The following is a 13,026-nucleotide window of genomic DNA, read 5'->3' as shown; positions in this document are numbered from 1 at the left end:
ATCAAGCCGCAGTTCGCGGGATGGCATAGAGTGGGGCTTCATGTTGGGAGTGCCCATGTCTGCAGTGCTCAAGACCGTCTGGTTCGTCGAGACCCGCTTCCGGGACAATGAGCTTTCGCTTGAGGCGATGGCGGACCATGCAGGCGTTTCACGCTCGCACCTGTCGCGCACCTTTCCGATACTCACCGGCTACCAACTCTCGACTTACCTGCGCGGCCGGCGGCTCACAGAGGCGGCGAAAGAACTCGCCAACGGAGCGCCCGACATTCTCAATGTGGCGCTCGATGCGGGGTATGGGTCGCATGAGGCTTTCACCCGCGCCTTCCGCGACCAGTTCGGGCTGACGCCCGAGGAATTACGGCGGAGGCGTTCGCTCGACACGCTCGATCTCGTGGAGCCTCTGAGCATGGACTCGCCCGAAAAAGTGAAGCTCGCGCCGCCGGCCGTGCAGGATCGGCATGCCCTGCGCATCGCCGGCCTCAGCAACCATTTCACCTTCAGGACGCTGGATACCATCCCACACCTCTGGCAGCGCTTCGGACCCTACCTGCCCGAGATGCGAGTGGATGGACCTCCCCCCGCGTTCGGCGTCACTGGATCGATGCCGGAGGGCAGCGACGGCTTCGACTACTTCGCGGCGGCGCCGTTGCCAAAAGGCCGTGATCTCTTGCCCGGCCTCACCGAAATGACGCTGCCCGCCGGAACCTATGCTCAGTTCAGGCATGAAGGGCACATCTCGGGCATCCGCGCGACCTGTGCGGCCGTATTCGAGAGCGGCATTCCAGCCCTCGGACGTGAGCCGGACACCCGGTGGTTCAGTTTTGTGGAGTATTACGGCCCAGACTTCGAACCATCGACCGGGTTCGGAACTGTGGAGATCTGGGTCAAGCTCAAGCAATGATCGAGAGACTCGTCGCCAACAACCGGGCCGCGGCAAGCGGCTGCACCGCGTTGCAACCTGTGACAGATCCGAGCCAAAGGACATCGGCATGCTGACGCTGCCCAGGATCGTTGATCGCCCGGAGACGCCCTATTTCGCCCTCAAGCGGACCGTCACCCTGCCGTTTGAAGCGGAAATTCCCAGCATCATGGCGACGCTGCGATCCTGCCTGGACACTCAGAATGTCGTGCCCACCGGCCCAGTGTTTTTCAAGCATAACCTCGTCGCCATGCCTGTGATCGAGATGGAATTCGGCGTGCCGGTTGAGCGCTTGCTGCCTGCGGAGGGGGATTTCGTGAGTGGCATCCTGCCGTCCGGACGATATGCCGAAATCACCTATATCGGCCCCTATGACGACCTGATGGAGGTCAACGGCCTGCTCATCATCTGGGCTCGAGGGCTTGGCCATAGCTTCGACGCACGGCCTGAGGGCAGCGGCGAGCGGTTCGCGAACCGGGCGGAAATTTATCGTACGAACCCGGAAGACGACAAAGGCTCCGCGTCGAGCCGGACCACCGTCTCCATCAAGATCAAGGACGAGAATCCTTGAGCGCGTGGGCCTGGAGAGGGGCATGAAGGCAGAAACCGTCATCGGTCCGGTCACGATCATCGAGAAGCCCGATCGGCCTTACGTGGGAATTCGGTTGAACACCCCGTTCCCAGGGATGTTCGCCGTCGCCACACGGGCGCTCAAGGACCTGCGAGCCTGGAGCAAGGCCAACGGCCTCGAGGAGGACGGCCCGTATTTCCTCCGCTACTATCATTGCGATATGCGGGACATCATGGAAATCGAGGCCGGTTTCCTGACTGGAGCCGCTCCGCTCGACCATCCTCAAATCAAGGGCGGCCTGCTCCCAGGAGGCAGATATGCTTCGCTCATTTACCGGGGCAACGGCCTGCGCGGCAATCAGGCGCTCATGCAATGGGGCCGCGATACCGGCACCGCGTTTGCGGCGATCGACCCTATGCGCGCCGAGTCATACTTGTGCCGCTACGAGGCCTATCTGACCGATCCCCGGGTCGAGCCGCGAAAGCTGCTCTGGGATGTTGAGCTGTCGATCAAGCTGGCGAGCTAGACGACACGGGTCCCACCGTGCGCCGCCGGTAAGGCCTGCGCCTGCCTAAACCGGCTGGCTGCCCAGCACCGCCAGCAGCCGCGGATTGATCTCGCCGCTTTCGCTCATCCCGGTGGAGCGCTCGAAACTCTTGATCGCTTCAGCGGTCTTGGGGCCGGCCATGCCGTCGGGGGTGCCGATGTCGAAGCCGAGCTGGTGCAGTGCCATTTGCACGCCCTTCACCACCTTGAGGTTGGTGATCGGGGCCCCCGGGTCGAACTTGTCGCTCCAGGTGCCGATCGGCGCGAAGTTGGCGACGAAATCGATGGGCTGCGGCTGGAAGGCAGCGACGTCGGCGGTCACCTGCTGCGCCGTCGCGGCATCGAGCGAAGCGGCGATATCGTCGCGCGACTTGGCGGCATCCTTGTCACCCTTGTTGGCGGCGAGGCTGAACCACTTGAACGAGGCCGCGAGGTCCTGCTTCACCCCCAGCCCGCGGGCGTACAGCATGCCCAGGTTGAACTGGCTGTCCTTCATGCCGCGGCTTGCTGCTTCCTCGAACCATTTGGCAGCGGCGTCGAACTGCTGCGTGCCAAGTCCGCCGCCGGCATAGAGCGCGGCGAGGTTATGCATCGCCATGCGGTTACCCGCTTCGGCGGCCTGCTGGTACCAGAGGCGCGCCTGGGCGAGATCCTTCTCCACGCCGCGGCCGTTCTCATAAAGGTTGCCCAGCCGGTATTGTGCCGGTGCAAAGCCCTGGCCGGCGGCGCGCTCGTACCACATTGCCGCGGCCTTCAAGTCCTCGGGGACAGCGCGACCTTCGGTGTAGATTGCCGCAACTTCGAATTGCGCCCGTGCATCGCCATTGGCGGCAGCAGCCAGCAGCGGCTCGGGGCCGACAGAAGCCGGCGGCCGGTCGACCTTGACCGGGCTTTCCATCGCGTCGACCAGCGGCTCGATCGTGTCGCTGAGGCTGGCAACCCCGGCGGGCGCCTCGCCTCCGATGGGCGCCTTTTCGGCCACGGCGGTCGCCGCCTCGAAGGCCTGCGGCATTTTCGGGGCTTCGGCGGAGGAGACGAACTTCTGCGGGGCGCCGCCGCCGATCGAGGCGGTGGTCAGCTTGTCGAGCGTCGGGATCACCCGGGGCGTCGCCTTGCCAGGCTGCGCGGCGAAACCTTGCTGGGCTAGCGGCACCGGGGTGAGGGCCGCGTCGCCGACGTCCTGCGTCGCCTGGCTGGTCGGCGGCGGTGCCTCGGCCTCGGACGGCTTCATCCGCTGGTTGATCAGGTTGATGGTGAGACAGGCAAGCGCCAAGACGCTTGCGGCCAAGAGGATCGGCTGCTTATGGCGGAGCAGGAAGCTCTGCTTCGGTTTGGCGTCGTCTGCTGACGGGCTGGTTTCCTCGGCGCCGAGCGCCACGAGGTTGGGCTCGGGCGCGACCGGCAGCACGCGCGCCGCCGGCTCATCCGGCTGCCACTGGCTCGCCGGCTCCTTGTCGCCGGCCAACTGGCGTGGCGCCTTGGCCTTGAATAATCCGGCGAACGGCAGGCCGCTTTTGGCGGTCTCGTCCCCGACCGGCTTGATTTCCTTGGCCTTGGCGAGCTTTTCCGCCTTCACCGGCTTGCTCATCTCGGCGGCCGGCTTCGCTGGCATGGTCACTGCCGGAACGACAGCTGGCGCCTCGGTGCGGCTCGCCTGGAAGCGCGCGAACGCCTTGCCGATCAGCGAGCCACCGGCTGCCGAAACCGGCTCGGCTTTGCCGACTGCCGCCTGGCGGGCCGCACGGCGATGCGCCTCGATGAAGGTGTTGCGGTTGGGCATCGGCGGCTCGTCGGCCACCGACGCAGCCGGACGCAGTTCGGCCTTCGGGCTGGCGACGAACACCTCGTCGGCCGGCAGGTCGAGGGTGGATTTCGGCTGCGGCGGACGCTCGGCGAGGGTCGGGTCGAACGCCGGCTTCTCGGGCTCATCCGTCAGGTCGAGCGAGGGCACCGGCGCCGGTGGCAGCTCAGTGCTCGGCTCGGCCGGGCGCTTGCGCGGCCCGTTCTTCACTTCGAGCGCCGTGCGCAGCGGATTGGGATCGTCGCCGAACGGCTTGTCGAGCAGCGGCGCATCGATGCTTGGGTCGGCCGGCATGCTGTCGCCGAGGTCGACGCGCTGCGGGCGCGACGGCAACTCGTCTTCGAACGACAGGTTGTCGAGCAGCGGCGCGATCGGGTTGAGCGGCTCGCTGATCACCGGCGCGGGGGCTGCAGCCAACGGCTTGCTCTCCGGCTTAGGCATCTCGAGCTTGGGCGCCGGTGTCTCGGGCAGCTTGGCGAAACTTGCGGGAGCCGCAGCAGCCGGGGCAGGGGCCTTGGCCTCCAGTGAGGTCTCGAGCCGCTTCAGCCGCTCGTTCACTTCGCGGATGGTGGCGTCGAGTGCGACCGTTTCGGCGGCCGGCTTTTCCTTGGTGGCCGCTTTCATCGCCTGACTGACGCGTTTCTCGATCTCGGCATAGCCGGCCTCGTCAAGCCCGGCCTTAGCCGGCTGGTCGAGCTGCCGCATGGCGTCCGAGGTGCGCGCTGCCACCAGGTCGGCAAGCTGGTCGAAATCCGGCGCCTCAGTGGCGGCCGGCGCCGCATAGAGTTTTGCGAGGCCGGTGAGCTGCTCGCCGGTCTGATCCATGCGCGCCACCAGCTGGCGCACCTGCGCTTCGAGCTGGCTGATGCTGACCTCGGACGACCGGTCGTCGACCTTGTCGGTCAGGACTTCGAGCTGCTGCTCCAACGCCGCAAAGCGCGGCTCCAGCGCCCCCAGCACGGTGTTGCGCAGCGCCTCCATATCGAGCTTCAGCTCACCGACTTCGGTGTTCCGCCCCTCGATATCGGAGATCCTGACGTTCAGGGCATCGATCAACTCGATCAGCCCCTGCGGCTGCTGCGGCGATCGCATCGCCTGCGCCACGCGCCCCAGTTCCTCGGTGATCTTTTCGAGCTCGGCTGGCGGCATCGCCATGGTCCGCTCGATCGCATCGACCCGATCGTAGATGTTGCGGACGCCATCCTCAATGGCGCCCATCGCCTCCTTGAGGCCATCCTTGGGGCTGTCGACCCGGTTGGCGTACTGCACCTGCAGGTCGGCGAGCCGGCCCACCGTGGCGCTGACGTCGTCGAGCCGCGCCGTCATGCCGCTCACGTCGGAGCGGTCAGCATAGTGCTTCTGCAGCTCAGCCAGCTTACCGACGGTCAGCGACACGTCGTCGAGCCGCTGGTTCAGCGCTGTCATGTCGAGCTTGGGGCCATCGGCGATGAGCTTGGCGAGCCCGGCGATGTGGCCCTCGAGCCGCTTCACCTGTCCGGTTTCGCCCACCGCGCCAGCCAGCAGCTCCACCACATGGCTGAGCTGGCCGACCTGATCGGCGATCTCGCGCACATTGGCGGTCTGGCCTTTGGCCTGCACCCTCAGTTCGCCTTCGAGACGCTCGAGCCGGGTGGAAATGCCGCCCACCGCCTCGGCCAGCTCGTCGAACTGCGGCGCGCTCTGTGGCGGCTGCTGGTGCGGCAGCTGCGGGGCAGGGGCAGCCGGGGCGCCGAAATGGCGCGAACGAATCTGCTGGATCGCCGATTCGAGCGTGTCGCGCGGGTTGGCCGGCGCCACTGGTTCATCGCGGTCGGAGAACTTGTCGATGGCCCGCTGCACCGAGCGCAGCGCTTCGCGATGCCGGGTATCGGGCTCGGCCTCGGTCACCTGGTGACGCAGGTCGCGCATCCGTTCGGCGAGGCCCTGGTAAGTCGGCTCAGGCCTTGCGGTACGGGCGACTTGCGTTTCGACCTGATCCAGCAGCGCCACCAGCTCGCCGCGCAGCTCCTGCCATTCGCCGGAACCCGGTTGGCCGTAGTCTTGCGTCTGGAACGTGGAAGTCGCGCGGGCCATCGGTCGATCCCAAGCACCTGAAACGGAACACCTCAGACCCAGTTCGGGCCATGAGCAATCCGGTTACTCTTGGGAAAACATGGTAAAGATCGCGTTAAGCTCAATCGCATTTTGCGAATCGGCGTCAGCGAGCTGTGGAGAAGGCGAGCGGCCAAATCTCTGTCCCCACGCCCGTCTTAAGTGGGATACAAAAGCGGCAAGCTGCTTGTTAGGTAGGGCGCCCAGGAGTTCACGCGTAAGATGACCACCCGTCGCATCATCATCGTCGATGACCACCCGCTGTTCCGCGCCGCGCTGCGCCAGACGCTGGCCGGCGGCGACCCGTCGATCTCGGTTGAGGAAGCGGGCGACCTTACGGCGCTCAGCGCCGCGCTCGAGGCCGATCGCGATTGCGACCTGGTGCTGCTCGATCTCAATATGCCAGGCGTGCGCGGCTTCTCCGGCCTGTTGCTGCTGCGCGCCCAGTACCCCGAAATCCCGGTGATGATCGTCACCGCCGTCGAAGATGGCGGCATCATCCGCCGCGCCTTCGAGCTCGGCGCCTCGGGCTACCTGCATAAATCGGTCGGCCCGGCCGATATCCGCCGGGCCATCGAAACCGTGCTGTCGGGCGAGGTGTTCGTCCCCGAAGGCATGGAGTTCCCGGCCGAGGACAACCAGTCGGCTTTGATGCGGCGGCTCGGCACGCTCACCCCGCAGCAGGTGCGCGTGCTGATGATGCTCTCGGACGGTCTGATGAACAAGCAGATCGCCTACGAGCTCTCGATCTCCGAGGCGACGGTGAAGGCCCACGTCTCCGCTATCCTGCAGAAACTCGATGTCGACAGCCGCACCCAGGCGGTGATCGCGGCGTCGAAGATCGAGGAAGGCCAGTTCGACGAGTTGCTGTCGGGCGCCTGAGCGACTTCGTCGCCCTGCCGGCCGCCATTGGCGGTCCGCCCGCACATTGGCGGAATTCGCGCTCGTTTTGGCAGCAGCTGTCGCCGCGCTGCTGCGTTGATCGTCCTATGGATATCAGCGGAAACCAGAACGAGAGGAAATCCAATGACGCGCAAGCTGGTGGTGAGCGTCTACATCTCGCTCGATGGGGTGGTGCAGGATCCCGTCGGCATGGAGAACTCCGGCCTCGGCAACTGGGTTGGTCCCTATAGTCGCGGTCCCGAGGGCGACGAGATTATGCGTCAGGAGCTATGGGCCGCCGATATCGCGCTCATGGGGCGCACCACTTATGAAGGCTTCGCCGCGGTGTGGCCGACACTCGATGACCCCGCTGGCTTCGCCAGGCGGCTCAACGGCATGCCCAAATACGTCGCCTCGACCACGCTGCAGCAGGCGGACTGGAGCAACACCACGGTGCTCGCTCGCGACGTGGCCGGGGAAGTCCGCCGGATGAAGGACGACGGAGGTGGCGATATTCTGGTCTATGGCAGCGCCGGACTGGTGCATTCGCTGCTGCCGCATGGGCTGGTCGACCAGGTACACATGCTGATCTATCCGACCGTACTCGGTCGCGGCACTCGGCTGTTCCCCGCCGACTATGCCGCTCGCTTCGACCTCCGCGACCTCAGGCAGCTCGGCTCGGGCATGGTGCACGCCGTCTACGCGTCGTCTGTGGGCTGACCCGCAGGACCCCATTGGGGGCCACCCGCAGCCGCAATGCGGAACGGCTGTATCTGCGGTTGGTGAGCGTGCCGCGCTGCGATATCCTGGTTTGCGATGCCCCGACGATCCGGGAGCTGATTTCGGTCGCGAGGCCAATCAGGGAGATCGTGGATGCTTCGAACTGCGATTGCAATTGCCGCCCTCATGCTGAGCGCCGGAGGGGCCTGGGCTGAGGGCGATGCGGCGTTCGCCCCCGCGGCGTTCGAGCGATGCGCCGGGTGCCATGCCGTGGGGAGCGAGGCGGCCAAGACCGGGCCGTCGCTCAACAACGTGATCGGCCGGCCGGCTGCCACTCTGGAGGGCTTCACCTATTCGCCGGCCATGCTCGAGGCAGGGCAGGCCGGGGTGATCTGGGATGTCGAGACGCTCAGCAAGTTCATCACCAAGCCGCGCAGCGTGGTCAACGGCTCGAACATGGCGTTCACCGGGCTGCGCAACCCCGACGACGTCGCCAGCGTCATCGCCTATCTCGCGACGTTTTCCACGCCACCGGCCCAGTAGCGCTCAGTCCAGTCCTAGGCCTCGACCCGTTTCCGGCCGCGCTGGCCCGCCAGCTGGCTGATCGTGGCGCGCAGCGCTGCCGGCTTCACCGGCTTTGTCACCACGGTGATGCCGCGATCCTCAGCCAGCGCTCGCACCGCCGGGCTGCGGTCGGCGGTAACGAGGGCCGCGGGGAGGTGGCCGCCGACATTGTGGCGCAGCCACTCGATGGCATCGAGGCCGGAGGTCTGGTCGAGGTGGTAGTCCATCAGCACCAGGTCGGGCAGCCAGCCGAGCAGCAGCCCGTCCTTGTCGATGTCCTTGAGCGAGCGGGCCGAGCGCACGTCGCAGCCCCAGCCGCCAAGCAGCCCTTCCATGGCATCGAGGATGGCGCGTTCGTTGTCGACGCAGAGGATCCGCAAGCCGTTAAGGTTGGAGGTCGGTTCGCGCGCCGGACCCTCCTCGGGCATCACCTTGAGCGAGCGATGGTACGGCAGGTAGAGCGAGAAGCGCGAACCGCGCGCCTCCTTGCTCTCCAGCTCCATCGTCAGGCCGAGCGCCGTCACCAGGCGCTTGACGATCGACAGCCCGAGGCCGAGCCCCTGCGCCATCCGGGCGCCATGCTCCAGCCGGCTGAATTCGGCAAAGATCAGCGCGTGCTGGTCCTTGTTGAAGCCGATGCCGGTATCGATCACGTCGAACCGCACCCTGGTGCCACGCAACCGGGCGCCGACCAGCACCCGGCCGCCGGGGCGGGTATACTTGATGGCGTTGGAAACGAGGTTCTGGATGACGCGCGCCGTCAGCGCCCGGTCGCCCACCACGGCGAGCGAGGTATCGACCAATCTCAGGTCGATCTCCTTTTTCAGCGCCAGTGGAGCGAACTCGACATCGACCTTCTTGAGCAGGTCGCGGACCTGGAATGGTGTCGCCGCGGGCTTCACCGCGCCCGCGTCGATGCGTGAGATATCGAGCAACGCCGCCATGATTTCTTCGACCGCGGTGAGCGAGGCTTCGATCGAATGCGCCAGCTCGTCGAGCCCGGTGCCGCCGGCGCGCTCCACCAGCGTCGAGGTATAAAGCCGCGCCGCATTGAGCGGCTGCAGCAGGTCATGGCTGGCAGCAGCAAAGAACCGGGTCTTGTCGCGGTTGGCGGCGTCGGCTTTGGCCCGCGCCACTTCGAGCTCCGAGTTCACCCGGATCAGCGCCGCCGTGCGCTCCTCGACCCGGCCCTCGAGCGATTGGTTGATGCTGGCAAGCTCGGTCTCGGCATCCACCCGCGCTGTCACGTCGGCAAAGCTGATCACCAGTCCGCCATCGGGCAGGCGCGCCGAGTGGAACTCCAGCACCTGGCCCTTGGCGCCGAGCCGCTGGCTGACCGTGGTGTGCGACTGGGTCAGTGTCTGCACCCGCTGTGCCGCGAGCGAAATCGCGTCGCCGGCGCCGAGATCGCCGCGCCGCGCCACAAACAGCGCCATGTCGTAAAGTGCCGTCCCCGAGCGCATCAGGTCAGCCGGCAGCGCCAGCAGCTCGCCATAGCGCGAGTTGCAGGTGACCAGCCGCAGGTCGCGATCGAACACCGCCACGCCCTGCGGGATATGCTCGATCGCCTGTCGCAGCGATTCCTGTGTCTCGGTCAGCGTCTCGACCATCTCAAATTCCGTGCCCCGCCCCAATATCTGCCCCGGCCCCCGCTGTCGCAAGGCCGCACAAAGTCGGGGCTGTTATCCCCGCTTCTTCAATGGGCGGGCCGGGAACGCTCCGCGTCATCGTCCACAGCGACGCCCGGCCGGCGCAACAGTTGAGTTGCTTTGTCGTCCAAACAGGGAAAAACTCAAGCGAGGGCGCGGCTTGGGTCATCTGCCGCCACGGGGAGGCCGGTCGGCGCCGCCAACCAAGGGGACTTACATGTTCAAGGAATTTCGCGATTTTGCCTTGAAGGGCAACGTCATTGACCTGGCCATCGGTGTGATCATCGGCGCCGCGTTCGGCGCCATCGTCTCGTCCGTCGTCGACGACCTGTTCATGCCGATCATCGGGCTGATCCTCAACGGCATCGACTTCTCGAACCTGTTCCTCGTCATCTCCAACCCCAATAATGTCCCGGTCCCGTCGGTCGCTGCTGCCCGCGCTGCCGGTGTCGCGACCCTCAACTACGGCCTGTTCATCAATGCCGTGGTGAAATTCACCATTATCGCCTTCGTGCTGTTCCTCGTGGTCAAGGGCATCAACCGCCTGCGCAGGTCGGAAGCCGCCGCTCCCGCCGCGCCGCCGGCTCCTACCACCGAAGAAAAGCTGCTCACCGAGATCCGCGACGCCATCAAGGCGCAGAAGTAAACCCAACCCGCTCGTGACGTTTTGGAACGCACGCCGCTTGGCCGGCGTGCGTTTCTCGTTTCAGCGCCGTTCGCAGGTCGCCTGAGTTGGATGAACTCTTGGGCAGTTGAGGGCGCTCAAAGTCACCCACCCACGGTGTCACCGTGCATGGGGGAGGGTCGGTGCCCAACGGAGTGCTATCAGGTGAAATGCCTACCCCGGATAATCCACCTGCATCTCCGGCCGCGCCGCAACGAACTCGGGCAGGTCGCGGCATGAGGCGTCGAGCGCTTCGAGCAGCGGGTAGGGGGCGAGGTCGCAGCCGAAGCGGCGGGCATTGGCCATTTGCGGCACGAGGCAGGCTTCGGCAAGGCCAGGGGCCTCGGTGAAGCCGTAGCGGGTCGGGCGTGTCCGACGCGCCAGCGCCGTCTCGAGGCTCTCGAACGCCGTGGCGATCCAGTGCCGGTACCAGCCGTCGATCGCAGCCTCACTGGCGCCGATCGGGCCGGCCAGGTACTTGCGCACCCGGTTATTGTTGATCGGGTGCACATCCGCCGCGATCAAAAGCGCGAAGGCGCGTGCTTCGGCCCGATCGAGTGGATCGGCCGGCAGCAGGGGCGGGTCGGGATAGAGCTCATCCACCAGCCCGATGATCGCCAGCGATTGCGCCACGATCCGCCCGTCGATCTCCAGCGCCGGCATCAACCCCTGCGGGTTGATGGCGCGGTATTCGGGAGAACTGGCCGAGGGCACCGGCACATATTCGTAGCCGATGCGCTTGAGGTTGAGCACGATCCGCACACGCTGGCCGGCGGAGTTCTGGTAGCGGGAATGAAGACGGAGCTGCATGGCGACAAGCTTGGCTGGAGCCGTTGTCACAGTCCAGCGGTTTGCAGACTTGCCAGCGATTTGACAGACTCGACAGCGCCGATATCTTGCGAAGGCAGGGCTGGTGCAGCCCGCCGCTCGCACCCTCACGGGAAAGGTGAATGCACCACCACCAAGCCGGGTTTGACCTTCAACGGACAGCCCGTCGGCAATGCGAGCACTGACCCACGCGCTGTCCGCCAGAGGATCAGACCATGCATTCCTTTCTCGACTCCAAGCATATGGCCAAGGCGCTGCGCCAGGCCCTCGCCGAACGCGGCCAGGAGATTTCGCACTCCGACGCGCTCGAACTGGTCGCCCGCCAGTATGGCTTTGCCAACTGGAACATGCTCGCCGCTCGCATCGAGGCAGCGCAGCTGGCGCCGCTTGAGTTGCCGCCTGGCTGGCATGTCGCCGGCCACACCAATGAGGGGAACTATCGCCTTGGCATCGATCCGAAGGCGCCGGGCACCGCCTTGATCGAAAGCCGCCCGGACCGGGACCAGGCGATCGATCGCGCTGCCGGCGAGACGGCGGTGCTGATGCAGTCGGTCCTCGCCGACCCCTATCGCGGCAGCCGGCTGCGGCTGACGGCGGAGCTGCGTACCGAAGCGGCGGAGACCGCGACGCTCTGGATGCGCGTCGATCCGGCCGAGGGGAGGTACCTGCACTTCGACAACCTGCTGCAGCGGCCTGGTGGTCCGCTTGCCGGCACCCTCGGCTGGACCGAGCGGCAGATCGTCCTCGATGTGCCCGAGACAGCGGCAACCATCCACTACGGCTTCTTCCTGCGCGGCAGCGGCAAGGCCTGGGCCCGGCGTTTTGCCCTCGACCCCGTAGGGGTGGATGTCGCCACCACCGAGCCCGGTCCTCGCTACCTGAGCCGCCCAACCAATCTCGATTTCGGCGGCGAACAGCCGGCGGCTTGATCCGGTTGACTTCGTATCGCCGAAGGTGAGACTGAGCGGCAGGCCCGTGCAGCCTGCCGCTCGCACCCTTTGGGGACGGTGAACCGCGCGACTTCATCCTTGTGGTTTGACCTCGGGCAAGCCGTCAGCAATGCGAGCACTGACCCTTCTTGCTGCCCGGTGAAAGGTTCAGACCATGCATAGTTTCCTTGACGCCAAGCAGATGGCCCGTGCGCTGCGCCAGGGCCTTGCCGACAGGCAACTCGAACTCAGCCATTCCGATTGCCTCGAGCTGGTGGCGCTGCAGTTCGGCTTTGCCGACTGGAACAGGCTCGCCGCCCGCATCAACGCCGAGGCCCAGCCGCCCGCGCTGCCGCCTGGCTGGACCCTCACCGGCATCGGCCGGGGCAACGCCTATCGGGCCGGGCTCGATCCCGACCTGCCGGGCGCCATGCACGTCGCCTCGACCAGCCCCAACGACATCGTCGATGTCGATGAGTTCGGCGGGCTGATGCGCACCATCCCCGCCGCCCCTTGGCGCGGCAAGACGGTTCGGCTCGGCGCCGAACTGATGGGCAAGGCCGTGGAGCGCGGCGCCATCTGGCTGAAGCTCGACGCCGCTGATGGGCGCCCGATCAATGTGGCCAATACCCCGGCTCGCGGCGATTTCGGCTGGACCGGCCGCGAAGTGGTGATGGCAGTGCCGGAAACGGCGGCGCTGATCCGCTACGGCCTGCAGCTGGCAGGCGGTGGCGAGATCTGGGCGCGCGGATTTCGGCTGGAAGAGGCGGCGGGGAACTGACTGACTGAGACACCCCCTCCCATCCTCCCCCATGAAGCGGGAGGTGAAGAGTCGAGACTCTAGTCTTCGATCGTGCCGAGT

Annotated in this window: 12 protein-coding genes; 9 read left to right on the top strand and 3 right to left on the bottom strand. The window is 66.2% G+C overall.

Features of this window, described 5'->3' with window-relative positions; all coding sequences use genetic code 11:
* Positions 1 to 55 precede the first annotated feature (55 nt).
* The 3 genes from ASC68_RS27485 (at position 56) to ASC68_RS27475 (ending at position 2,016) form a co-directional block, all read left to right on the top strand.
* On the top strand, positions 56 to 901 hold the full coding sequence (locus tag ASC68_RS27485) for a helix-turn-helix domain-containing protein (protein ID WP_055887575.1): 846 nt from the start codon (positions 56 to 58) through the stop codon (positions 899 to 901).
* Between the two features lie 88 nt (positions 902 to 989).
* Positions 990 to 1,490: a GyrI-like domain-containing protein gene (locus tag ASC68_RS27480; RefSeq protein ID WP_055887571.1), complete on the top strand. Its 501-nt coding sequence runs from the start codon at positions 990 to 992 to the stop codon at positions 1,488 to 1,490.
* A gap of 22 nt (positions 1,491 to 1,512) precedes the next feature.
* Positions 1,513 to 2,016 carry a GyrI-like domain-containing protein gene (locus tag ASC68_RS27475; RefSeq protein WP_055887566.1) on the top strand — a complete coding sequence of 168 codons (504 nt, stop codon included), beginning with the start codon at positions 1,513 to 1,515 and terminating at the stop codon, positions 2,014 to 2,016.
* A 45-nt stretch (positions 2,017 to 2,061) separates the two neighbouring features.
* On the opposite strand, the gene ASC68_RS27470 is transcribed toward ASC68_RS27475, so the two are convergent.
* Positions 2,062 to 5,910: a peptidoglycan-binding protein gene (locus ASC68_RS27470; protein WP_055887561.1), complete on the bottom strand. Its 3,849-nt coding sequence runs from the start codon at positions 5,908 to 5,910 to the stop codon at positions 2,062 to 2,064.
* Between the two features lie 240 nt (positions 5,911 to 6,150).
* Here ASC68_RS27470 and ASC68_RS27465 point away from each other — a divergent pair, with 240 nt between their 5' ends.
* The 3 genes from ASC68_RS27465 (at position 6,151) to ASC68_RS27455 (ending at position 8,073) form a co-directional block, all read left to right on the top strand.
* Entirely contained in the window at positions 6,151 to 6,810 is a 660-nt protein-coding gene (locus ASC68_RS27465; RefSeq protein ID WP_055887557.1) for a response regulator transcription factor, read from the top strand.
* Positions 6,811 to 6,954: 144 nt separating this feature from the next.
* Positions 6,955 to 7,530 (top strand): dihydrofolate reductase family protein, encoded by a 576-nt coding sequence (locus ASC68_RS27460; protein WP_055887554.1) that lies wholly within the window; start codon positions 6,955 to 6,957, stop codon positions 7,528 to 7,530.
* Positions 7,531 to 7,683: 153 nt separating this feature from the next.
* Complete coding sequence (locus tag ASC68_RS27455; protein ID WP_055887550.1) at positions 7,684 to 8,073, top strand: cytochrome c family protein; 390 nt, start codon at positions 7,684 to 7,686, stop codon at positions 8,071 to 8,073.
* A gap of 14 nt (positions 8,074 to 8,087) precedes the next feature.
* On the opposite strand, the gene ASC68_RS27450 is transcribed toward ASC68_RS27455, so the two are convergent.
* Positions 8,088 to 9,704 (bottom strand): PAS-domain containing protein, encoded by a 1,617-nt coding sequence (locus ASC68_RS27450; RefSeq protein ID WP_055887546.1) that lies wholly within the window; start codon positions 9,702 to 9,704, stop codon positions 8,088 to 8,090.
* Between the two features lie 256 nt (positions 9,705 to 9,960).
* Here ASC68_RS27450 and mscL point away from each other — a divergent pair, with 256 nt between their 5' ends.
* A complete protein-coding gene (mscL, locus tag ASC68_RS27445) occupies positions 9,961 to 10,389 on the top strand; it encodes a large conductance mechanosensitive channel protein MscL (RefSeq protein WP_055887542.1) in 429 nt (142 codons plus the stop codon).
* A gap of 192 nt (positions 10,390 to 10,581) precedes the next feature.
* Here the strand turns inward: mscL and maiA are convergent, their stop codons facing one another.
* Complete coding sequence (maiA, locus tag ASC68_RS27440) at positions 10,582 to 11,217, bottom strand: maleylacetoacetate isomerase (protein ID WP_055887539.1); 636 nt, start codon at positions 11,215 to 11,217, stop codon at positions 10,582 to 10,584.
* A gap of 233 nt (positions 11,218 to 11,450) precedes the next feature.
* Here maiA and ASC68_RS27435 point away from each other — a divergent pair, with 233 nt between their 5' ends.
* Both ASC68_RS27435 and ASC68_RS27430 read left to right on the top strand, forming a co-directional pair.
* Positions 11,451 to 12,164, top strand: coding sequence for a glyoxalase superfamily protein (locus ASC68_RS27435; RefSeq protein ID WP_055887535.1), 714 nt, complete (start codon positions 11,451 to 11,453; stop codon positions 12,162 to 12,164).
* A 175-nt stretch (positions 12,165 to 12,339) separates the two neighbouring features.
* Positions 12,340 to 12,945 carry a glyoxalase superfamily protein gene (locus ASC68_RS27430; RefSeq protein ID WP_055887531.1) on the top strand — a complete coding sequence of 202 codons (606 nt, stop codon included), beginning with the start codon at positions 12,340 to 12,342 and terminating at the stop codon, positions 12,943 to 12,945.
* Positions 12,946 to 13,026: the final 81 nt, after the last annotated feature.

Source organism: Devosia sp. Root105 (assembly GCF_001424865.1).
Lineage (GTDB): Bacteria > Pseudomonadota > Alphaproteobacteria > Rhizobiales > Devosiaceae > Devosia_A.
This window is presented reverse-complemented; position numbering and strand designations above follow the sequence as displayed.

What these genes read in the sequence shown, in the direction of transcription:
- ASC68_RS27485 (WP_055887575.1), top strand. Translation starts at nt 56, where the DNA reads ATGTCTGCAGTGCTCAAGACCGTCTGGTTCGTCGAGACCCGCTTCCGG.
- ASC68_RS27480 (WP_055887571.1), top strand. Translation starts at nt 990, where the DNA reads ATGCTGACGCTGCCCAGGATCGTTGATCGCCCGGAGACGCCCTATTTC.
- ASC68_RS27475 (WP_055887566.1), top strand. Translation starts at nt 1,513, where the DNA reads ATGAAGGCAGAAACCGTCATCGGTCCGGTCACGATCATCGAGAAGCCC.
- ASC68_RS27470 (WP_055887561.1), bottom strand. Translation starts at nt 5,910, where the DNA reads ATGGCCCGCGCGACTTCCACGTTCCAGACGCAAGACTACGGCCAACCG.
- ASC68_RS27465 (WP_055887557.1), top strand. Translation starts at nt 6,151, where the DNA reads ATGACCACCCGTCGCATCATCATCGTCGATGACCACCCGCTGTTCCGC.
- ASC68_RS27460 (WP_055887554.1), top strand. Translation starts at nt 6,955, where the DNA reads ATGACGCGCAAGCTGGTGGTGAGCGTCTACATCTCGCTCGATGGGGTG.
- ASC68_RS27455 (WP_055887550.1), top strand. Translation starts at nt 7,684, where the DNA reads ATGCTTCGAACTGCGATTGCAATTGCCGCCCTCATGCTGAGCGCCGGA.
- ASC68_RS27450 (WP_055887546.1), bottom strand. Translation starts at nt 9,704, where the DNA reads ATGGTCGAGACGCTGACCGAGACACAGGAATCGCTGCGACAGGCGATC.
- mscL (WP_055887542.1), top strand. Translation starts at nt 9,961, where the DNA reads ATGTTCAAGGAATTTCGCGATTTTGCCTTGAAGGGCAACGTCATTGAC.
- maiA (WP_055887539.1), bottom strand. Translation starts at nt 11,217, where the DNA reads ATGCAGCTCCGTCTTCATTCCCGCTACCAGAACTCCGCCGGCCAGCGT.
- ASC68_RS27435 (WP_055887535.1), top strand. Translation starts at nt 11,451, where the DNA reads ATGCATTCCTTTCTCGACTCCAAGCATATGGCCAAGGCGCTGCGCCAG.
- ASC68_RS27430 (WP_055887531.1), top strand. Translation starts at nt 12,340, where the DNA reads ATGCATAGTTTCCTTGACGCCAAGCAGATGGCCCGTGCGCTGCGCCAG.